Origin of the sequence: Rhizobium sp. WSM4643 (assembly GCF_025152745.1) — a bacterium.
Classification (GTDB): domain Bacteria; phylum Pseudomonadota; class Alphaproteobacteria; order Rhizobiales; family Rhizobiaceae; genus Rhizobium; species Rhizobium leguminosarum_I.
Genome location: NZ_CP104040.1, coordinates 647,415 through 667,117, shown reverse-complemented (window position 1 = coordinate 667,117; position 19,703 = coordinate 647,415). Strand labels below are relative to the sequence as shown.

Annotated in this window: 20 protein-coding genes and 1 pseudogene; 17 read left to right on the top strand and 4 right to left on the bottom strand. The window is 62.1% G+C overall.

Features of this window, described 5'->3' with window-relative positions:
• Positions 1–93: 93 nt before the first annotated feature.
• Together aroC and ribB are read left to right on the top strand one after the other, a co-directional pair.
• Positions 94–1,191, top strand: a complete 1,098-nt coding sequence (gene aroC / locus N1937_RS03235; protein WP_260057449.1) for a chorismate synthase — start codon at positions 94–96, stop codon at positions 1,189–1,191.
• 13 nt (positions 1,192–1,204) lie between these two features.
• The gene (gene ribB / locus N1937_RS03230; RefSeq protein WP_162118308.1) at positions 1,205–2,308 is read left to right on the top strand and encodes a 3,4-dihydroxy-2-butanone-4-phosphate synthase; all 1,104 of its coding nucleotides are present in this window, start codon (positions 1,205–1,207) and stop codon (positions 2,306–2,308) included.
• 224 nt (positions 2,309–2,532) lie between these two features.
• Here ribB and N1937_RS03225 read toward each other — a convergent pair whose 3' ends face one another.
• The gene (locus N1937_RS03225; RefSeq protein ID WP_260057448.1) at positions 2,533–3,723 is read right to left on the bottom strand and encodes a winged helix-turn-helix domain-containing protein; all 1,191 of its coding nucleotides are present in this window, start codon (positions 3,721–3,723) and stop codon (positions 2,533–2,535) included.
• 364 nt (positions 3,724–4,087) lie between these two features.
• Between N1937_RS03225 and N1937_RS03220 the strand changes: the two genes are divergently transcribed.
• From N1937_RS03220 to N1937_RS03195, 6 genes and pseudogenes are all read left to right on the top strand, one after another.
• Complete coding sequence (locus N1937_RS03220; RefSeq protein ID WP_222281443.1) at positions 4,088–4,762, top strand: energy-coupling factor ABC transporter ATP-binding protein; 675 nt, start codon at positions 4,088–4,090, stop codon at positions 4,760–4,762.
• Positions 4,762–5,370, top strand: coding sequence for an energy-coupling factor transporter transmembrane component T family protein (locus N1937_RS03215; RefSeq protein WP_222281442.1), 609 nt, complete (start codon positions 4,762–4,764; stop codon positions 5,368–5,370). The genes N1937_RS03220 and N1937_RS03215 overlap by 1 nt, the downstream gene beginning before the upstream one ends.
• 24 nt (positions 5,371–5,394) lie before the next feature.
• A complete protein-coding gene (locus N1937_RS03210) occupies positions 5,395–5,958 on the top strand; it encodes a biotin transporter BioY (protein WP_170263081.1) in 564 nt (187 codons plus the stop codon).
• Positions 5,959–6,070: 112 nt separating this feature from the next.
• The gene (locus N1937_RS03205) at positions 6,071–6,607 is read left to right on the top strand and encodes a GXWXG domain-containing protein (protein ID WP_222281441.1); all 537 of its coding nucleotides are present in this window, start codon (positions 6,071–6,073) and stop codon (positions 6,605–6,607) included.
• A 238-nt stretch (positions 6,608–6,845) separates the two neighbouring features.
• Positions 6,846–6,971 (top strand): annotated as a pseudogene (locus N1937_RS31495) (alpha/beta fold hydrolase); the annotation flags it as partial.
• Positions 6,968–8,107, top strand: a complete 1,140-nt coding sequence (locus N1937_RS03195; RefSeq protein ID WP_260057447.1) for a PAS domain-containing sensor histidine kinase — start codon at positions 6,968–6,970, stop codon at positions 8,105–8,107. The pseudogene N1937_RS31495 and the gene N1937_RS03195, both read left to right, overlap by 4 nt.
• Positions 8,108–8,233: 126 nt before the next feature.
• Here the strand turns inward: N1937_RS03195 and N1937_RS03190 are convergent, their stop codons facing one another.
• From N1937_RS03190 to N1937_RS03180, 3 genes are all read right to left on the bottom strand, one after another.
• Positions 8,234–9,451: an MFS transporter gene (locus tag N1937_RS03190; protein ID WP_260057446.1), complete on the bottom strand. Its 1,218-nt coding sequence runs from the start codon at positions 9,449–9,451 to the stop codon at positions 8,234–8,236.
• Between the two features lie 86 nt (positions 9,452–9,537).
• A complete protein-coding gene (locus N1937_RS03185; protein ID WP_162118317.1) occupies positions 9,538–10,029 on the bottom strand; it encodes a cupin domain-containing protein in 492 nt (163 codons plus the stop codon).
• A gap of 190 nt (positions 10,030–10,219) precedes the next feature.
• The gene (locus N1937_RS03180) at positions 10,220–11,116 is read right to left on the bottom strand and encodes a LysR family transcriptional regulator (RefSeq protein WP_162118318.1); all 897 of its coding nucleotides are present in this window, start codon (positions 11,114–11,116) and stop codon (positions 10,220–10,222) included.
• 178 nt (positions 11,117–11,294) lie between these two features.
• Here N1937_RS03180 and N1937_RS03175 point away from each other — a divergent pair, with 178 nt between their 5' ends.
• The 9 genes from N1937_RS03175 (at position 11,295) to N1937_RS03135 (ending at position 19,646) form a co-directional block, all read left to right on the top strand.
• Entirely contained in the window at positions 11,295–12,125 is an 831-nt protein-coding gene (locus N1937_RS03175) for a 3-hydroxybutyrate dehydrogenase (RefSeq protein ID WP_222294446.1), read from the top strand.
• Between the two features lie 35 nt (positions 12,126–12,160).
• Positions 12,161–13,240 (top strand): patatin-like phospholipase family protein, encoded by a 1,080-nt coding sequence (locus N1937_RS03170; RefSeq protein WP_222385817.1) that lies wholly within the window; start codon positions 12,161–12,163, stop codon positions 13,238–13,240.
• A 243-nt stretch (positions 13,241–13,483) separates the two neighbouring features.
• Positions 13,484–13,753, top strand: coding sequence for a BufA1 family periplasmic bufferin-type metallophore (locus tag N1937_RS03165; RefSeq protein ID WP_003545955.1), 270 nt, complete (start codon positions 13,484–13,486; stop codon positions 13,751–13,753).
• A gap of 41 nt (positions 13,754–13,794) precedes the next feature.
• Positions 13,795–14,820 (top strand): MNIO family bufferin maturase, encoded by a 1,026-nt coding sequence (gene bufB / locus N1937_RS03160; protein WP_260057445.1) that lies wholly within the window; start codon positions 13,795–13,797, stop codon positions 14,818–14,820.
• On the top strand, positions 14,810–15,598 hold the full coding sequence (locus tag N1937_RS03155; RefSeq protein ID WP_260057444.1) for an HvfC/BufC family peptide modification chaperone: 789 nt from the start codon (positions 14,810–14,812) through the stop codon (positions 15,596–15,598). Before bufB ends, N1937_RS03155 begins: the two co-directional genes overlap by 11 nt.
• Before the next feature lie 14 nt (positions 15,599–15,612).
• Positions 15,613–16,086, top strand: a complete 474-nt coding sequence (locus N1937_RS03150; RefSeq protein ID WP_260057443.1) for a DoxX family protein — start codon at positions 15,613–15,615, stop codon at positions 16,084–16,086.
• 3 nt (positions 16,087–16,089) lie between these two features.
• Positions 16,090–17,406, top strand: coding sequence for an NAD(P)/FAD-dependent oxidoreductase (locus N1937_RS03145; protein ID WP_260057442.1), 1,317 nt, complete (start codon positions 16,090–16,092; stop codon positions 17,404–17,406).
• On the top strand, positions 17,396–19,258 hold the full coding sequence (locus N1937_RS03140) for an adenylate/guanylate cyclase domain-containing protein (protein ID WP_260057441.1): 1,863 nt from the start codon (positions 17,396–17,398) through the stop codon (positions 19,256–19,258). Before N1937_RS03145 ends, N1937_RS03140 begins: the two co-directional genes overlap by 11 nt.
• Before the next feature lie 13 nt (positions 19,259–19,271).
• On the top strand, positions 19,272–19,646 hold the full coding sequence (locus N1937_RS03135) for a DUF3307 domain-containing protein (RefSeq protein ID WP_017963085.1): 375 nt from the start codon (positions 19,272–19,274) through the stop codon (positions 19,644–19,646).
• Positions 19,647–19,703 lie beyond the last annotated feature (57 nt).

Below are 19,703 nucleotides of genomic sequence, written 5' to 3'. Positions count from 1 at the left end.
GCCTCGGCGGTTTTTTGGCCTATGAGTGTCGCGCCTTTTCAAGCAATGGCGCAGCCGGCAGCGACCGGCTTTGGCGCGCCACCGTGGGAACACATGTCGCACAATACATTCGGTCACCTTTTCCGCGTAACCACCTGGGGCGAAAGCCATGGTCCGGCGCTCGGCTGTGTCGTCGACGGCTGCCCTCCGGGGCTGCGCTTCAAGCTCGAGGACCTGCAGGTCTGGCTCGACAAGCGCAAGCCCGGGCAATCCCGGTTCGTGACGCAGCGGCGCGAGGACGATCTGGTGAAGGTCCTGTCCGGCGTCATGCTCGATGCCGATGGCGAGACGATGACGACCACCGGCACGCCGATCTCCATGCTGATCGAAAACACCGACCAGCGCTCCAAGGATTACGGCGAGATCGCCCGGCAATACCGCCCCGGCCATGCCGATTATACCTATGACCTCAAATACGGCATTCGCGACTATCGCGGCGGCGGCCGCTCCTCGGCGCGCGAAACCGCTGCCCGGGTTGCCGCCGGCGGCATCGCCCGCCTTGTCGTACCAGGCGTTACCGTGCGCGGGGCGCTGGTGCAGATCGGCAAACACAAGATCGACCGCCGCAACTGGGATTGGGGCCAGATCGATCAGAACCCGTTCTTCTCGCCCGATGCCGCGATCGTGCCGGTCTGGGAGGAGTATCTCGACGGCATCCGCAAGAACGGCTCCTCGATCGGCGCGGTCATCGAAGTGATCGCCGAAGGTGTGCCGGCCGGCCTCGGCGCGCCGATCTATGCCAAGCTCGACCAGGATATCGCCTCGCTGCTGATGTCGATCAACGCCGTCAAGGGCGTCGAGATCGGCAATGGTTTTGCCGCCGCCGAAACGTCGGGCGAAGACAATGCCGACGAGATGCGCATGGGCAATGACGGCACGCCGATCTTCCTTTCCAACAATGCCGGCGGTATTCTCGGCGGCATCTCCACCGGGCAGCCGGTGGTGGCGCGTTTCGCCGTCAAGCCGACGTCCTCGATCCTGACCGAACGCCAGTCGATCGATGCGGACGGCAAGAATGTCGATATCCGCACCAAGGGCCGGCACGACCCCTGCGTCGGCATCCGCGCCGTGCCGATCGGCGAGGCGATGGTCGCCTGCGCCATCGCCGATCATTATCTTCGCGACCGCGGCCAGACCGGCCGCCTGAAATAGGAGCGCTTGCCCCATGTCTTATGACCAGAAGCGCGTCGTCGACGCCATAAGGGCCTTCGAGGCCGGCGAGATCGTCGTCGTCATGGACGACAATGACCGCGAGAACGAAGGCGACCTGATCGTCGCCGCGGTGCATTGCACACCCGAGAAGATGGCCTTCATCGTGCGTCACACCTCCGGCATCGTCTGCGCGCCGATGCCGAAGGAAGAGGCAAAACGCCTCAACCTCAATGCCATGGTGGCGGAAAACGATTCGGCCCATACGACGGCCTTCACCGTCTCGGTCGATTTCAAGCACGGCACGACGACCGGCATCTCGGCCGACGACCGGACGCTGACGGTGCGCAACCTCGCCAATCCGAATGTCGGCGCCTCCGATTTCGTCCGCCCCGGCCACATCTTCCCGCTGGTTTCCCGCGAAGGCGGCGTGCTGATGCGCTCCGGCCACACGGAAGCCGCCGTCGATCTCTGCAAGCTCGCCGGCCTGCCGCTGATCGGCGTCATCTCCGAGCTGGTCAACGACGACGGCACCGTCACACGCGGGCCTGAGGTGGTCGACTTCGCCGAACAGCACGGGCTGAAACTCGTCTCGGTCGCCGATCTCATTGCCTATCGCCAGCGCAAGGAAACGCTGATCGAACTCGGTACCAGCTTCGACATCGAGACGCCGTTCGGCAAGGCCAAGGCCCATACCTATTCCCTGCCCTGGGATCCGATGCAGCATCTCGCCGTCGTCTTCGGCGACATTCGCGACGGGGTCGACATTCCGGTGCGGCTGCATCCGGAGAATGTCGCCGAGGATCTTTTCGGCAAGAACAGTCCGGTCGATTTCTACATGCAGAAGATTGCCGAGCAGGGCCGCGGCGTCATCGTCTACCTGCGCGAAGGCTCCGTCGGCGTCGGCCATCACGACAACGGCCGCAAGGCCCGCAACCAGGGCCGCGAGGCCCATTCCGAAGCCCAGACCCGCGAGAGCGAATGGCTGGAAATCGGCCTCGGCGCACAGATCCTCAGGGATCTCGGCGTCAGCTCAATCAAGCTGCTGACCAGCCGCGAGCGCCACTATGTCGGCCTCGAAGGCTTCGGCATCAAGATCAGCACGACGGAAATCTGCTAGAGGGGAGCCCGCCGTCGGCAAGGCAGAGACAAAGACCCCTCCCCAACCCCTCCCCACAAGGGGGAGGGACTAACCCGCGGCATAGTCCTGCCACCAAAATACGCCGCCACATGCCGGATCGTCTGGAATGAAATGCGACGGGCGCCACACGGCCGCCCCTCCCCCTTGTGGGGAGGGGTTGGGGAGGGGTTTTCGCGCAGGATGCTGCTGCTCCGGCGAAAGCTTTACCCTCTCCAGCCCTCCAGAAACACGACCTTCTCCACGCCGGCAAACCGCGCGACCCGCTCCAACTCCGCTTCCAACCTCTCCAGCCGGCCGGCCGACGGCTTCACGCCCGGCTCCAGCCACAGCCGCTTGATGTCGAGCGTCGATTTCTTCCGATCCGCCTTCATGTCGATGCGGCCGATCAGTCGGTCGCCTTCGAGCAGCGGGAAGACGTAATAGCCATATTCGCGCTTCGGCTCGGGCACGAAGACTTCGATGCGGTAGAAGAAGCCGAACAGGCGTTCGGTGCGGTTGCGGTCGCGGATCATCGGATCGAAGGGGCTGAGAACGCGGATGCGCGGCGGAGCATCGGGATAGCTGTCGAGCGTCGATGGGAAATCGGCAAAGGCCCAGGATGGGCGCGCCTTGCCGTCGAGCGCCGGTTCGATCAGCACTTCGATCAGTTCGTCGCGATGGGCTGAAACCCAGGCTTTGGCCTCATCGGGCGAGACGAGGTTCCAGAAGGCCGATATCTCGCCGTGGGTGGCGAAGCCGAGGCGGGTGAGCGCGCTGCGGCAGGCCCAGTCGATGAATTCCTCGCGGCTCACCTCGGGCTCGCGGAACTCGGCCGGGATGACGCGCTCCGCCAGGTCATAGATCTTCTGGAAGTTCGAGCGGCCGGCGATGGCGAACTTGCCGGTGTGCCAGAAATATTCGAGCGCCGTCTTGTTCGGATGCCAGTTCCACCAGCCGCCGGAAACGTGGCCGTCGGCCTTGACGTCGCGCGCCAGCAGCGCGCCGTCGCGACGCACGCGCTCATAGGTCTCCTCGAAGGCTGCCTCGAAACCCTCACCGCGCCATTTGCGCCAGCGTTCGACGAGGACCTTTTCCTGATGGCGGAACTTGTGTTTCCAATAGACGAAGAAGGCGCTCGGCAAAATCGAGGCATCGTGCGTCCAGTGCTCGAACAACGCGCGTTCCTTTTCGAGCAGCGCCTTCAGATGCTCGCGCCTGTAGGTCTGGTTGCGGGAAAACAGGATCTGATGATGCGCCCGCTCCACCGTCTGGATGCTGTCCACCTGGACGAAACCCAGCTCATGGATGAGCTGCAGCAGGCCGGCCTTGGTCAAGGCGCGGTTCGGCGGGGCGCTGAGGCCCTGTTTGGCGAGGAAGACACGGCGGGCGTCGGAATTGGAAAGCAGATTCGTCATGACCCCATCATAATCCGGAAAATCTTCCTAGCCACCCGATATCCTCCCAATATCGAGAGCGAGATTGCACTTTCATCATCACGGGTTCCCCGTATAGAAGCACTGCTATCAGGTTGGCGCCGATGACTGCCCCTCACCCTAACCCTCTCCCCGCCTGCGGGGCGAGGGCACGTGCCAAACGCAGCGTCGAGATTGAGGAAGCGGGTGCGGCATATCCCCTTCTCCCCGCGAGCGGGGGTCCGAAGGACGGGTCGAGACATGTGGCTCGACCCAGGCAGAGGTGGCGGCAGGCGGATGAGGGTCGGGCGGCAATCTCCTGGGGCAAGGCGTCGAAGACGTACCACGCAGGATGCGAGGGATTGGTTTGGATATTCGTTTCGAAGGTGCCGGTGTCAGTTTCGGGGCGCGGGTGGCGCTGCAGCCGCTGACGCTTGGCATCAGTGGAAAACGCATCGGCGTCATCGGGCTGAACGGTTCGGGCAAGACCACTTTTGCGCGGCTGATCAACGGGTTGACCAAACCATCGGTCGGCCGCGTCACCGTCAACGGCCGCGACACCAGCGATGAAAAGACTGCGGTGGCCAATGTCGGCTTCATCTTCCAGTCGCCGCAGAACCAGATCATCCTGCCGATCGTCAAAGACGACATCGCCTTCGGGCTGAAGCGGCGCGGCTTCAGCAAGGCGGAAATCGACGCGAAGGTCGAGGGCGTGCTGGCCCGGTTCGGCGCCGAGGCGCTGGCCGACAGGCGCGCGCATGAGCTTTCCGGCGGCGAGCTGCAGGTGGCGGCCCTCTGCTCGGTGCTGGCGACTGGGCCTGGCATTCTTATCCTCGACGAACCGACCAACCAGCTCGACCTCAAGAACCGGGCGCTGGTCGAAGGGATTATCGCCGGGCTGCCGGAAAGCGCCATCATCATCACGCATGATCTGGAGCTGATCGCCGGTTTCGAGCGGGTGCTGCTGTTTCATGAAGGGCGGCTTGCCGCCGATGCGCCGGCTACCGAGGCGATCGCCCGCTACAAGGAGATCGCCGCCTGATGCAATCGCTCTATGTCGAAGGCAACAGCGTGATGCACCGGCTTTCGCCGCGGGTGAAGCTGTTGTCGCTGACGATCTTCGGCGTGGTGCTGTTCATCAGCGGAAACCTCGCCCTGCTTTCGATCGCTGTGCTGCTGACGGCGGTTCTCTACAGGATGGTCGGCCTGCCGTTTGCGGATGGGCTCAGACGGCTGCGGCCGGTCTTGCTGACGATCGCGGTCGTCGCACTCTTCAACCTCATCTTCAATCCCTGGCAGGAGGCGCTCGTGCCCCTGTTGCGGCTGACGGCGCTGATGCTGCTTGCCGCCACCGTGACGGCGACGACGTCGATCACCGAGTTCATCGACGAGGTGACGGCGCTTGCCCGCCCGCTCGAACGCACCGGTTGGGTGCAGGCCGACGATATCGGCCTGGCGCTTGGGCTGGTGCTGCGTTTCGTGCCGGAGATCGTCGGCCGTTATCAGGCGATCCGCGAGGCGCACAAGGCACGCGGGCTGAAGGTGCGGCCGACGACGCTGCTTGCGCCGCTGATCATCCTGACGCTCAAGGATGCGGATAATATCGCCGCGGCGATTGACGCGCGCGGCATTCGGCGGCATGTGAGTTAACGATTGATAAACACGGAATTCATGATGAGCACTCGCGACCTCGTTCTTACCGCCCTCTTTGCTGCGATCATCGTGGCGCTTGGCCTGCTGCCGCCGATCTCCCTCGGCTTCATTCCGGTGCCGATCACGGCGCAATCCCTCGGCGTGATGATGGCCGGCGTCGTGCTCGGCGCCCGGCGCGGCGCGATTGCCGTGCTGATCGTGCTGGTGCTGATCGCGATCGGCCTGCCAGTGCTTTCCGGCGGCCGCGGCGGGCTTGCGATCTTCGCGTCGCCGACGGCCGGCTTCCTGATCGGCTGGATCTTTGCCGCCTTCGTCACCGGTTATCTCAGCGAGCGGCTGGTCAACCATCAGCAATCCGGCCTGGTGCAGACGGTCAGCTTCTTCCTCACCGCCATGGTCGGCGGCATCGTCGTGCTCTACGCCTTCGGCATCACCTATCTCGCCACCGTCGCCGGCCTCGGCTTCACGAAAGCCTTCATTGGCTCGATGGCCTTCATTCCCGGCGATGTGATCAAGGCTTTCGTCGCAGCCCTGCTCGGCCGCGCCGTCATGGTCGGCTATCCCTTGCTGCCGTCGCGCGCCTGAGGCATAGGCCAGTCCTGTCCGGTGGATACCCTGACGGCCCCTCGGGGGCCGTTGCGCTTCCGCCAGGTCCGCATGAGCGGGAACTTCCAAGCCTTCTTTTCATTTTTCTGCAATGAACGTCCCTGAAGGAGAACCCATGCGAGGCGACCGGCAGGAGGAGGTGGCTGCCTGGTTCCGGTCGCTGGATCCTGTCCAGCCGAAGGACATGGTCGGCCTTTGGAGCGGCGTCGGTATCCCGTCAGGTCATCCACTGGACGGCGTGCTCGAGAACCTCAGCTGGTTTGGCAAGCGCTTTTATTCCAATATGCGGGCGGACGCCCTGCTCTTCACATGGAAACCGGGCCGACTCGTGCCGCTCGAGCCAAGCTTGTTACCCATTGGTCTGGCGATCAAGATGGCGCCCTTTGGCCGGACATTCGTTGCCCGCGGCTGGTTCTCATACCTGCAGAAGATGCTTCGAGCGAGAGGCACCACAGCTTCGTTGCGGCTTCAGGCCCTCGACGGCGTCGAAACGGCTGCGATGATCTACGACAAACAGCCGATCGTGGACTATTTCCGCAGGATTGACGATGACGAGATTGCCGGAATGATGTGCGTGCGCGGCGACCCTCGGCGGTTCTTCTTCAAGCTCCGGAAATTGACGGACTGAGGTATGCAGCAAATGGCTGGCGGCCACGTCTGGAACATCGCGGCACAAGACCATCGAACCCATTGCCCAATTCTTTCCTCAATCCAAAACAGGCTGAACATGCTATGAAAGCAGGGCAGAGGGCGAGATGACCGTCATCGATCGAAATCATGTTCAAGTCCGGGGCGATGGCCAGCGTGCGATGATCTTTTCGCATGGATTCGGGTGCGACCAAAATATGGGGCGCTTCGTCGCCCCGGTCGGCGAATTCGTGCATCAGCAGGTCCCAAACAGTCAATTGGTCGTGCTGAACGCCAGGGGCCACTGCCCCAATCTCAGCGCTCCCGACGAGGTCATATCCGCAATCCGGCGGTTCGTCCGATGACCGGTGGCGACACGCAAATCGTCATGCCGGCGGAAGACCTTGAGGACCTGTACGAAAACGCGCCATGCGGCTATCTTTCGCTGCAGCCGGACGGGCGCATCGTCAAGGTGAACCGAACGCTATCGACCTGGATCGGCATCCCTGCCGAGCAACTCCTCGGCAAACGACTTCGCGACCTGCTCAATACGTCGGGCCGGATATTTTACGAGACCCATTTTGCGCCTCTGCTGCGCATGCAGGGGGTTTTCAATGAGGTTGCTCTCGATCTTGTGACGGCCGACGGCAGAACCTTGCCCGTGCTCGCCAATGCAATGGAAAGACGCGCAGAAGACGGTGCCCTGCTTTTCACCCGCGTGACGATGTTCCAGGCTGCCCAGCGTCGCCGTTATGAACGGGAGCTGGTCGAGGCGCGCGCAGCCGCGGACGCAGCCGGCGCCATCGTCAAATCCCAGCTCGACCTTGAACAGCAAACCGCCGAATTGCGGGAGCAGTTTATCGCTGTCCTTGGCCATGACCTGCGCAATCCGCTTGCCTCGATTGCCGCTGCGGCTCGCATGCTGCGAAAGGAGGAGCAGACCGATCGCTCGACCAACATTCTCGATTTGATGCAGGGCAGCGTCGTTCGCATGTCCGGCCTGATCGACAACGTTCTCGACTTCGCGCGCGGACGATTGGGTGGCGGCATCACGATCGAGAGGCGAGCGGAGTATCTCGAACCGATCCTGCGACAGGTCATCGGAGAACTCCGCTCCTGTCATCTCGACCGCGCAATTGAGGTGAGTATCGACTTCGCCGGACCGATAAACTGCGACAGCGGCCGGATTGGCCAGCTGGTGTCCAACCTGCTCGGAAATGCCCTTACCCATGGGACGCCGAACGAACCGGTGCGGCTCTCGGCGGCAACTGTCGGCGGAAGACTGGAACTTTGGATCGCCAACAGCGGCCCTCCGATTTCCTGCGATGCGATGACAAGGCTTTTTCAGCCTTATTTCAGAGGCGAAATCGGTACAAATCAAAGAGGATTGGGGCTGGGTCTGCACATCGCTTCGGAAATCGCCCGCGCCCATGGCGGGACGATCACGGTCAGTTCCGATGACAAGGAGACGCGCTTCACCTTTGTGATGCCGTTGGATTGATCCGGACGGTAGATCGGTTCGTCCACTTGCCCCTCGGATAGCTTTCGGTCGCTCTGCCTGCGTTCCCGCCTGTGGCCGTCTCGACACTGTAGAATGCCGTTCGATGTGCGTTTCGATGGCCCTGGATCATCGCCGGATTGGACCGGGCGTTGAGCCGATGGGAAGGGCGATCACGATGGCCGCAAGCAGTGCTGCGACGAGCATGCCGACACAGGCCGGCCAGCCCACCTGATCATAGATCTGACCGAGTACGAGGCTGCCTGCGAGACCCCCGGTGTAATAGGAGGCGAGGTAAATTCCGCTGGCGCCTGCCTTGTCCGTAACCGCGCGTCGGCCAACCAAACCGGTGGCGATCGCTTGGGCGAGGAATGTCCCTATTGCCACCAGCGCCAGTCCGGCCAACACCAGAGGCAAGCTGACACTCAGAAGTGCCGCGACGCCGACAATGGCGAGCCCAAGCGTCGAGATGATCCCGAGTTTTGCTCCGATTCGGACCGCGAGCTTGCCTGCCATCGGCGTGGTTAGCATCGACGGCAGGAATACCAGGTAAACGAGGCCGAGTGTCATCGGCGACAGGCCGAGAGCCACGAGTTGGAAGTTCACATAGGTGAAGGTTCCGATGAAGACGAAAAGGATGAGGAAGCCGATCGCGAAGACACGGCGCAGCTCGCCATCGGCGAAATGATAAGTCCAGCGGCGCATGTTGAATGAGCCGTCTTCGCTGGTTTGCATCATGGCCGAGGTCTTTTTGAGGGTGAGCCGGACAAGCAGCGCGCCGGCGATGTTGAGGGCCGCGAAGGTGAGGAAGTTGATTTCAAGCCCACCGAACCCGACCACTATTGCAGAGAGGATGCGGCCGAAGAAATTGCTCGCGACATTGCCGGTGACATAGGCCGCCAAGGCGCCTGTCGCCTGGGCTGGCGAGAAGTGTTCCGAGAGATAGGCAATGGTCAGCGTGAAGGCTGCCGACATGCAGAGGCCCTGGACGATACGGAGGATGGCAAAAACCGTCAGATCGTGGGTAAAGGCCAGAGCTGTCGTGGGAAGGGAAAGCAGCGCAAGGCTGATCCAGATACCGCTGCGGCGATCGATCCTGCGACCGAAGAAAGCTATGCCAAGCCCGGCGACGGCCATGCCGAAAGTGCTGGCATTGACGGCAAAGCCCATGGCGGCGCGGCTGACCTGGAATTTCTCCACAAGCGCGGGCAGGATCGCCTGAGCCGCGAAGAGATCAACCAATGTCAGGAAAGAAATCAGCGCGATGACGGCAAAGCGCCAGCCATCGGCGGCGGTAGCGCCGAGGGTCGTTCTCGGCGGATTGAGGACATGTTCGATGCCGGTCATGGCGATCACTCCAAGTGTCGGGTGAATGCGTGTGCCGTCTCCGGCTTGGCGGGCCGGAGATGGCTGTCAGCGAGTTCGGAAGCGGCTCACATGGATTCGTTCTTTTGCTCTTCCGAGGTCAGGATGTCGGCGGAGTAGAGAACAGCCGGCTTGCTGCCGTTGTTCTTCCACCAATGCGACAGCATGCCGAATTCGGCAGTCACGTCGCCAGCCTTATGCTCGATCGGCACTTTGCACGTGCTGCGGTATTCGGTGATCGAGCCCGAAACGATCAGGATGTTGGCCGGACGGCTCTCATGCGAATGCCACGGCACGACGCCGCCAGGCTGCACGACCAGCTTGCGCATCCGCAGGGCGCTGTTCTTCCAGGCGTCTCCCTTGGAGGCGAGGTCAATCGATGAGATGAGCTTGTCAGTCACACCCTTCGGCATCATTTCGCCGGGTTGCATGCCGTTTTCGGCGACCTGGCCGGCCGGGCATTCGCCGGCATAGGCTTGGCCTGTGGACATGGTGGTGAAAGACGCGAGAGCGAGGACGGAGGCGAGCGTCAGGCGCTTGGCATTCAGTTCGAATTTCATCAGAGTTCTCCTGGTTGGGCCCGGATGAAGCGTTCGCGCCGGGCATGACAAGGAGCATGGAGAAGGTGATGGCGAATGAGAAATGCCGCCTCATTCTCAATTCCATAGCCTGAGGCTATCGTGAAACGCAGGACGTGCGGACGCTCCGCATCGCCAGGACACGGAGCACAGTTCATTATTCGTTATGCTTTCAATGTGAGCGGCCTGGCAGCGCGGCCCAGCCGTAAGATTTGACAGCGCCGACGAAAGTCGAGACGGCGGGGGAGAAGCGGCGGCCAGCTACGGTTACAAGGCAGACTTCGCGGGTTACCTCCGGTTCGGCGACCGGCCGAACTTGCAGGCCAGGCACGACGGCGCTGTATTCAGGAATGAAACAGATACCGAGACCACCAGCGACAAGATTCTGAATCCAGTCCTCACGTTCGCTCGAATAGGAGACGATAGTGCTCACACCCTGAGCGTCACAGAGATCCGTCAGATAGTCCCAGTACTCGCAATTGACACGGCGAAGATAGATCTCGCCATCGATCGCGGCGATCGGAATGGCATCGTATTGGCTAAGCCGGTGCCCCGCCGGAAAGGCCAGCATGAACCGTTCCCGAAACAGCGGCGTCACATCGAAGCGCTCCGGAAAATTGTCGGCGCTCGACATGATCGCGATATCGAGTTCGCCCTGCTCCAGCAATCCCGCCAACTTGGCCGGAATGCCCTCGACGAGTTGGAGCTGGATACCCTTGTGGCGCATGTTGAAATCGGTGAGCAGGCCGGTAAAGCGCCGCGGTCCGATCGTGCACATGATGCCGACCTTGAGGTGCGCGTCGTTGAGACAGAGAAATTTCGATGCCTCGGTTTTGACGCCCAGGAGTTCGTCCTGCACTTGCTGGAAACGCGGACGCAAGAGATTGCCGAGATCGGTGATGTGGGTGAGGTTTCGTTCGCGACGGAAAAGCAGCCCGCCCACCTCGTCCTCGAGCTGCTGAACCGCTCTGCTCAGCGCGGGCTGAGTGACATTGCAGTTCTGCGCCGCGCGCGTGAAGTTGCGCGTTTCGCAAACGGCCAGAAAATACCGGATGTGATGGATATCCATATCCGCTCCCCAACAATTCCAAAGTAAGCCAATGCATCTACTCTGGTCCCCGGCGCTATATTCGGCCAATGCCACCGAATTATCAATTCCATTAGTGAGCGGCATTTCTCTTATGACTGCAACCGCGCCATTTTGAACGGGAAGCTACACATCGTGGCGTCTAAAAATGGAGAACGCAATGCTCAATCTGCTTGCTACCGAAACTGAACCCCTGGCTGGCCGCAAGATGCTCGAGGGTCGTACGGCGATCGTGACCGGCTCGACCAGCGGTATCGGCCTTGGCATTGCCCATGCGCTGGCAAGGGCGGGTGCCTCGATCATGCTCAATGGATTCGGCGATCCCGCCGGCATTGAAACGTTGCGCGCCGAGATGGCCGAGAGCAACGATGTCGATGTCGCCTATGACAGCGCCGACATGTCGAAGCGCGACGCTATCCTGATGATGGTGGAGCGCGCCAAGGCTCGATTCGGCCAAATCGATATCATCGTCAACAATGCCGGCATCCAGCACGTTTCTCCCATCGGCGAATTTCCGCCTGAGAAGTGGGATGCGATCATGGCGATCAACTTGTCGGCCGCCTTTCATCTTGTCCAGGCCACTTTCGACGGCATGTGCGAGCGCGGTTATGGCCGCATCATCAATGTCGCCTCGGCGCACGGCCTTGTCGCCTCGCCATTCAAGTCGGCCTATGTCGCAGCAAAGCACGGCATGGTGGGGTTCACCAAGTCGATTGCACTTGAGGGTGCCGAATTCGGCGTGACATCGAATGCAGTCTGCCCCGGCTATGTCTGGACGCCGCTTGTCGAGCAGCAGATCGACGCGCAGGCGAAGTCGCATAACATCGCACGCGACGCAGTAATCCGCGACGTGTTTCTCAAGAACCAGCCGACCAAGCGGTTCGCGACGGTCGAGGAAATGGGCGCGCTCAGCGTCTTTCTCTGCTGCGATCTCGCAGGCTCCATCACCGGCACGGCCATTCCGGTCGATGGTGGCTGGACGGCGCATTGAAAATCTCAACACCAACAAATCGGGGAGTGAGGACCATGAACAAGCACACAGGTGTGAAGAAAATTATCGCCGACAGCGCGGTTGTCGCCTCCTCTGAGCGAGAGCCGCGGACGCTCAATCTGGCGCTCCAGGGCGGAGGCGCGCATGGCGCCTTCACCTGGGGCGTGCTCGACCGGCTGCTCGACGAGCCGAACCTGTCGTTGGAAGGTGTCGTCGCAACCAGCGCCGGCGCAATGAATGCCGCCGTATTGGCCTATGGCCTGGCCGAAGGCGGGCGGAGCGGGGCGCAGACCGCGCTCGCCAATTTCTGGCGGCGCGTCAGCCATGCGTCGGCATCCGGACCTCTGCAGCCGACGATCTTCGACAAGATAACCGGATCGCGGGCGCTGGAATTTTCGCCGGCCTTCATGATGTTCGACATGGTGACGCGACTGATGTCGCCCTACCAGTTCAACCCTTTCAATTTCAATCCGCTGCGGCAGATCTTGGAGCAATCGGTCGACATGGATGCGATCCGCACGGCGCGCTGTCCGGTGAAACTCAGCATCTGCGCTACCAATGTCCGAACCGGCAAGGTCAAGGTGTTCGGCAATGACGAACTGTCGATCGACGCCGTCATGGCATCGGCTTGCCTGCCCTTTCTGTTTCAGGCTGTCGAAATCGACGGCGAGTCCTATTGGGATGGCGGCTATATGGGCAATCCGGCAATCTTTCCGCTGATCTATGGCTGCGACACGCCGGATGTGCTGGTCGTCCATATCAATCCGATCGAGCGGGCCGAGGTGCCGCACACCGCCTCCGAGATCCTCAATCGCATCAACGAGATCAGTTTCAATTCATCGCTGCTGCGGGAAATGCGGGCGGTGGCTTTCGTCACCGATTTGATCGATGCATCTCCTGAAAGTACCGGCAATCTCAAGCGCATCTTCGTGCACGGCATCTCCGATGACGAGACGATGAAGAGCCTTTCCGTGTCGAGCAAACTCAATGCCGACTGGGGGGCGTTGGTCGATCTGCGCGACCGCGGCCGGGAATGCGCCGACATGTGGCTGCTGGCCAACTACCAGGACATCGGCAAGCGATCGACGGTCGACATTCGCGAACGATATCTCTGATTTTCCAAGGACTTCCTTCCGCGTCGCCGGCTCCGCTCCGCTCCCTCCGTCGCGGGCCACGCCACTTCTACCCCCGGTCGCCCCGGGGGTATTTTTTGCCTTCTCGCCAGCCGCCGCCGCGCATAGCGCCAGCCTATCAAAACCATGCCGCAACAGCATTTCAAACATCACCGGCAATGCGGGAAAGTAATTCCAGTCAAGCCGAAAACCGGTTTGATCCAACCTCAACCAGGAGACATTTCCATGAACTCGACCCGCATCCTCATCGGCTCCGCCCTTGCTGCCATCACCTCCATGGCTGCCTCCAGCGCCTTTGCTGGCCCGGCTGCACAGCCCGAATTCTCGTTCGAGAAGTGCTACGGCGTGGTCAAGGCCGGCCTCAACGATTGCCAGACGGCCACCCATTCCTGCGCCGGCACCTCGACGGCCGACAACCAGGGTGATGCCTGGGTCTACGTGCCGGCCGGCACCTGCGCCAAGATTTCCGGCGGCGCCATCGAACCCAAGGCCTGAGGCCTCCCAAGCTTCATTCAACCCATATGAAGGAGTGACCAATGTCCAAGATATTTCCTAATCTTCCAGTACCGGATGCCGCGGGCATTGGTCTGCGCTCCCGGCATATTTCCGATATGATCTCCCGCCGGCCTTCGGCGGGATGGCTGGAGGTCCATGCTGAAAACTACATGGGCGATTCCGCCGCCGTCGATGCTTTGGAAAAGTTGCGCGAGACCTATCCGCTGTCGGTGCACGGCGTCGGTCTCTCGCTCGGCAGCGCTTCGGGCCTTGATCGGGACCATCTGGAACGGTTGCGGAGCGTGTGCATCCGGTTCCAGCCAGCATTGGTCTCGGAACATCTGGCCTGGAGCGTTGCCGACGGCGCCTATCTCAACGATCTCCTGCCGCTCCGTTATGACGACGATGCGCTCGATAGCGTTGCAGCCAATGTCGATCAGTTGCAGGACAGGCTGCAGCGCCGCGTCTTCATCGAGAACCTGTCGGCCTATATCGCCTTCGCCAATTCCACGATGACCGAGGCGCAATTCCTCGCCGAGCTCGTCAAGCGTACCGGCTGCGGCCTGCTGCTCGACGTCAACAATGTCTATGTCTCGGCCTGTAATCTCGATTTCGACGCTAAGGCCTTCATCGACGACCTGCCCGCCGATGCCATCGGCGAAATCCATCTCGCCGGCCATGCAGTCAACGAAGTCGAGGGCGACATCGTGCTGATCGACGATCATGGCTCCCGCGTGCCGCCGGCCGTCTGGTCGCTCTATGCGCACGTATTGCGCAAGATCGGCCCACGACCGACGCTGATTGAATGGGACACCGAGGTTCCCGCGCTCGATGTGCTGCTCGGCGAAGCAATGTGGGCCGACATGATGGCCGCCTCGATCGATTTCGAAAAGCGTGGCCCGCCGCAGATCGCCCAGCAGCCGGACCGCCGGTTCCACGGCATCGAGCTGTTCTCCACGAGCAATCTCGCACGCGGCGCCATGCCGGCGATCTCGGCCTTGACGACGATCACACCGTCGGTCTTCGCGAGCAACTCCGTCACACGGAGGGCGCGTTATGCTGCCTGAACTCGAACAACTGCAGCACGCCGTCGCGGATGCTATCCTTAACCGCCGAGGGCCGGATCTCGGCCTCTCATTCGATACGGGCGGCCGCTTCGACCCGATGCGCCGCTTCAACATCTACCGCAACAACACATTCGCATCGCTGAGTGCCACGCTCGTGTCGGTCTTTCCTGTCGCCGTCAGCCTGATTGGAGAGCGGTATTTCCGCCATATTGCCGCGAGCTTCATTCGCGTAAGCCCGCCCTCCGAAGCGCGGCTGGTACGCTATGGCGGCGACTTCGCCGACTTCCTCGGCCGGCTCGAAGACCTCAAGCCTATGCCCTTCATCGCCGATACGGCGCGGCTTGAATGGTTGATCGCCGAGGCGCTCGATGCGCCGGCGCTGCCGCCTGCGAATATGGCGGAACTCTCCCGGGGTGGCGAAGACACCATGCCCGACCTGATCCTCCAGCCGTCGTTGCGACTGCTCTTCTGCCGCTGGCCGGCGCTCGACATCTGGTCGGCGCACCAGGCAAGCGGCGATCTCGAACAGCTTGGCGGCATCAGAAGGCAACCGCAGCGGATCGCGCTGTGGCGGAACCGGGACAGCGTTCGCTTTCTCCGCCTCAGCGGCGCCCATTACGCCTTTCTGCAGGCGCTGAAGAGCGGCCGCGGACTTGAACATGCAGTCCGGAAAGCCGCCGCGCGCGATCCGAATTTCGACCTCGTCTCCTCGCTCGGCGGTCTCTTTGCTGACGGCCTCGTCACCCGCGTCCGCCACCAACCTGCAAACATCAACTGAGAAGGAATGGATCGATGACCATGATGACCCCAACATCCATGCCCGAACGAGGCGGTTTCGCCGGCCTTTATTCGCAGGCACTCCGGCTAGCCTCATCCGTGCCGCTTTCGGCGGTGCAGTTCGTCGCCCGGCTCACTGTTGCGAACGTGTTTTGGCAATCGTCGCAGAGCAAGCTCGCCTCCTGGCCCGTCACGGTCCAGCTCTTCGCCTTGGAATATCGCCTGCCGGTACTCGATCCCGGTGTCGCGGCCCTGCTCGCCACGGCCGCCGAACTGTCGGGTGCAATTCTGATCTTCTTCGGCCTCTTCTCGCGACTCGCGGCGCTTATGCTGCTTGGGGTCGTGGCGACGATCCAGATCTTCGTCTATCCCACCCATTGGGGCGAACATCTGACGTGGGCGGCTCCGCTGCTGCTGATTTTCGCGCGAGGCGCGGGGGTCATCTCGCTCGACCATCTCGCCGGCCGCTTTTTCTCGCGGGAGCGCTGAGCCATGCGGATCGAAGCCGAGGGCGCGATGACGGGCGGTGCGCCGAACATGATCCGCCCAATGCCCGGGAATGGCCGCCCGCGCGTGGTCATTCTCGGTGCCGGCTTCGGCGGGCTCGCCGCCGCGATGGCGCTCAAGAATATCCAGGTCGATATCACCGTCATCGACCGTCGCAATTATCACCTCTTCCAGCCGCTGCTCTACCAGGTGGCGACTGCAGGCCTATCCCCCGCTCAAGTCGCGATGCCGATCCGTCGCATCCTGTCGCGCCAGAAGAATGTGACGGTATTGATGCAAAGGGTAGAGCGGATCGACAAAGCCACGCAGCTTGTTCACACCGCCGAGCGGACCATCCCTTACGACTATCTTGTTGTCGCGACCGGCGCCCGTCATGCCTATTTCGGCCATGAAGAGTGGGCCGAAAGCGCGCCGGGCCTGAAGACGATCGGCGATGCGACGGAGATCCGCGCCCGGATTCTCTCCGCTTTCGAACGCGCCGAAGTCACTGAGGATGATCAGCGGCGCGAGGCATTACTGACCTTCGTCGTGGTCGGCGGCGGCCCGACAGGCGTCGAAATGGCCGGTGCGATTGCCGAACTTGCCCGCAAGGTCGTGGTTCGCGACTTCCGTCGCATCAATGCCGCTTCGGCGCGCGTCGTCCTGGTCGAAGCCGGCAACCGGATCCTGCCCACCATGCCGGCCTGCCTTTCGGCAAAGGCGCAGCGTCACCTCGAAGGCTTGGGCGTGGAAGTGTTGCCCACCGCTGCCGTCACCCATTGCGATAGCGAAGGCGTCATGCTCGGCGACGGCCGCCAGATTCGCTCGGCATGCGTACTTTGGGCGGCAGGTGTCATGGCATCCAAAGCGGCCAAATGGCTCGGCGCCGGGGCCGACCGCGCCGGCCGCGCGGTGGTCGACCAACGGCTGAATGTCCCCGGCCACGACAACATCTTCGTCATCGGCGATACCGCCGCGGCGAAGCGCGAGGACGGCCGCCCCGTGCCAGGCACAGCGCCGGCCGCCAAGCAGATGGGCGAGCATGCCGCGCATGCCATCCGGGCGCTCATCGCGGGCAATCCGGTCAAGCCGTTCCGCTATCGGCATTTCGGCAATCTCGCCACGATCGGCCGCAAGGCGGCGGTCGCCGATTTCGGACGGATCAGGCTGTCCGGGTTTTCGGCGTGGCTGATCTGGAACCTCGCCCATCTCTGGTTCCTCGTCGGTTTCCGCAATCGCCTCGTGGTTTTCATGGATTGGGGCCTGGCCTATCTTCGCTACGAGCGGAGCGCCCGCCTCATCACCGACCGCCATGAGCGCTGATTTCCTTCCACGCGTGAAGATGGGCCGCGCAGTCACTATCCTGCTGCTGCTCGCCGTCATCTCGACGGCTGTCCTCGTACATCTGATCTGGCAACGCACCGCGAGTGCCAATGTCGATAATGTCGTGGCAGCGCTCGATGCGCAAAGCACCGGCGCCGTCCGCAACGAACTCGCCTCGCAATTCGCACTGGTATCGAGTACCGCGGAAATAATCCGCTCGGTCTTCTTCCAGGGCGCCATCAAGCCCGATGACGAGGTCAAGCGCGAGTTCCTGTTTCTCTCGCTGCTGCGTGAGCAGCCGGCGATCGCCTGGATTGGGTTCGGTTTCACCGATGGGCGTTTCTTCGGTTCACATGCCGCCCTCGACGGCCGGATCGAGATGATCGAAATCGGAAAAGCCGCGCCCGGCGAACCTCGCACGCTGCGCCGTGACCGATACAAGCCGATCCCCGGCGACATATTCTTCGAAGAACGCGTCGAGACCGAGAGCGCCTATGTGACGGAGGGCGCGACCTGGTATCGCAAGGGCAAGGACCGCACCGATCCGGTCTGGACCGTCGTGGACATCTTGCCAAGCGGCTTCGAGCCTTCGATCGTTCTTTCAAAACGGGTCGAAGCCTTCGGGCGGCTCGAAGGTGTCGTCATGGTAGCGGTCAGCCTCAGGCGGCTGTCGCTGACGCTGCAGGATCTCAACATGCCCTCGGAGAGCAAAGTCTATGTGCTCGCGAAGGACGATGTGGTCCTCGCCACATCTGAACCGTCGGACGGGATCATGGCCGCCCATCTCGCCGATTTTCCGACGACCGACGTGCTTTCCGCTGCCGTCGCATCCGCGCGCCGAACCCATCCTCAAAACGTCTTTCGCACGCTGCAACAAAGTGCCGCTCTCGGGCCGGTGTTCATTTCATCCAGCACGTTGCCGTTTGAAGACTGGCGGCTGCTGACGGCGATTCCGCGCTCCACTTTCGCCGGCGATATCGATGAGAACACCAAGCGCGTGCTCTTCATCGTCGTTGGCATCGCGCTACTCGCCGCTGTCACCGCGATTATTTTCGCCCGCCTGCTTTTCGCCCGGCCGCTCGCCCGCCTGGCGCAACAACTGCATGCGGTCGAACGCTTCGAACTCGATGCCGTCAGCCACACACCCACCGTGCTGGTTGAACTCAATGACTTCTCCGTTGCGCTGAAACGGATGTCTTCAGGGTTATCGGCCTTCGCCCGCTTCATGCCGCTCGATGTCGTCAAGCCGCTCGTCAACGGCGGCATCGAGCCCAGACCCGGCGGCAAGCTTACCGACATCACGGTTCTCTTCGCCGACCTGCCGGGCTTTACGGAGATGACCGAGGAACTCGGCGCCGGGGTCGAACCGCATCTCACCCGCTTCCTGACGCTTTCCATCGCCGCGATCCATGCCGAGGGCGGCACGGTCGACAAATTCATCGGCGACGCTGTGATGGCGATCTGGAATGCGCCGAACGACGAGCCCGATCACGCGTCGCGTGCCTGCCGTGCGGCAGCCGCGATCCGTGACGCGATGCACGCCATGCCGCCGCTCGCGCCCCAGCACGACGCAGTGCGGGTCAGGATCGGCATCAACAGCGGGACGGCACTCGTCGGCAATATCGGCTCGGCCGAACGCCTGAGCTACACGGCGATTGGCGATGCCGTAAACCTCGCAAGCCGCCTGGTCGGCGTCGCCAAAGACAAAGGCGTTGAAATCGTGTTGAGTGGCGAGACGTGGGAACGGGCAGACCGGCGGCTCGATGCCCGCTCGCTGGGAGAGACGGTGGTGCGCGGCAAATCGCAACCGGTGCCGATCTTTACCCTGGACCGGAAATCGCCCCCGATTTGAGGGAGGATGGATCATGGAAAGTGCATCTTTCCTTATTGGCTTACTCGCCTGGCTGCAGGTCAAACATTTCGCCGCCGACTATCTCTTGCAGCCGGCCTGGATTCTGCAGGGCAAGGGCGATATCCGCCACCCGGGAGGCTATATTCATGCCGCGATCCACGTAGCGGGCACCCTTCCGGGATTGCTTTTGTTCGGGCTGGATGGCGTGACGATCACGGTCTTGGCGCTAGGCGAATTTCTAATTCACTTTACCGTTGATCACGTAAAGGCCGTTCACGCGCGCCGCCATCCGGCTGCCATGACAAGCCGTCCTTACTGGGCCGCGCACGGAGCCGATCAGTTGTTGCATCATCTGACCTACACTGGAATTTTGGCCGTTGCGATGTGACCGAAGACAGACGTCTCGTCGATCCTACAGTTCATGCGAATGTCCGCTGTCAGCCAA

Bases quoted from the DNA above. Each gene is read 5' to 3' on its own strand.
- aroC (WP_260057449.1), top strand. From the start codon at position 94: ATGTCGCACAATACATTCGGTCACCTTTTCCGCGTAACCACCTGGGGC.
- ribB (WP_162118308.1), top strand. From the start codon at position 1,205: ATGTCTTATGACCAGAAGCGCGTCGTCGACGCCATAAGGGCCTTCGAG.
- N1937_RS03225 (WP_260057448.1), bottom strand. From the start codon at position 3,723: ATGACGAATCTGCTTTCCAATTCCGACGCCCGCCGTGTCTTCCTCGCC.
- N1937_RS03215 (WP_222281442.1), top strand. From the start codon at position 4,762: ATGCAATCGCTCTATGTCGAAGGCAACAGCGTGATGCACCGGCTTTCG.
- N1937_RS03210 (WP_170263081.1), top strand. From the start codon at position 5,395: ATGAGCACTCGCGACCTCGTTCTTACCGCCCTCTTTGCTGCGATCATC.
- N1937_RS03205 (WP_222281441.1), top strand. From the start codon at position 6,071: ATGAACGTCCCTGAAGGAGAACCCATGCGAGGCGACCGGCAGGAGGAG.
- N1937_RS03195 (WP_260057447.1), top strand. From the start codon at position 6,968: ATGACCGGTGGCGACACGCAAATCGTCATGCCGGCGGAAGACCTTGAG.
- N1937_RS03190 (WP_260057446.1), bottom strand. From the start codon at position 9,451: ATGACCGGCATCGAACATGTCCTCAATCCGCCGAGAACGACCCTCGGC.
- N1937_RS03185 (WP_162118317.1), bottom strand. From the start codon at position 10,029: ATGAAATTCGAACTGAATGCCAAGCGCCTGACGCTCGCCTCCGTCCTC.
- N1937_RS03180 (WP_162118318.1), bottom strand. From the start codon at position 11,116: ATGGATATCCATCACATCCGGTATTTTCTGGCCGTTTGCGAAACGCGC.
- N1937_RS03175 (WP_222294446.1), top strand. From the start codon at position 11,295: ATGCTCAATCTGCTTGCTACCGAAACTGAACCCCTGGCTGGCCGCAAG.
- N1937_RS03170 (WP_222385817.1), top strand. From the start codon at position 12,161: ATGAACAAGCACACAGGTGTGAAGAAAATTATCGCCGACAGCGCGGTT.
- N1937_RS03165 (WP_003545955.1), top strand. From the start codon at position 13,484: ATGAACTCGACCCGCATCCTCATCGGCTCCGCCCTTGCTGCCATCACC.
- bufB (WP_260057445.1), top strand. From the start codon at position 13,795: ATGTCCAAGATATTTCCTAATCTTCCAGTACCGGATGCCGCGGGCATT.
- N1937_RS03155 (WP_260057444.1), top strand. From the start codon at position 14,810: ATGCTGCCTGAACTCGAACAACTGCAGCACGCCGTCGCGGATGCTATC.
- N1937_RS03150 (WP_260057443.1), top strand. From the start codon at position 15,613: ATGACCATGATGACCCCAACATCCATGCCCGAACGAGGCGGTTTCGCC.
- N1937_RS03145 (WP_260057442.1), top strand. From the start codon at position 16,090: ATGCGGATCGAAGCCGAGGGCGCGATGACGGGCGGTGCGCCGAACATG.
- N1937_RS03140 (WP_260057441.1), top strand. From the start codon at position 17,396: ATGAGCGCTGATTTCCTTCCACGCGTGAAGATGGGCCGCGCAGTCACT.
- N1937_RS03135 (WP_017963085.1), top strand. From the start codon at position 19,272: ATGGAAAGTGCATCTTTCCTTATTGGCTTACTCGCCTGGCTGCAGGTC.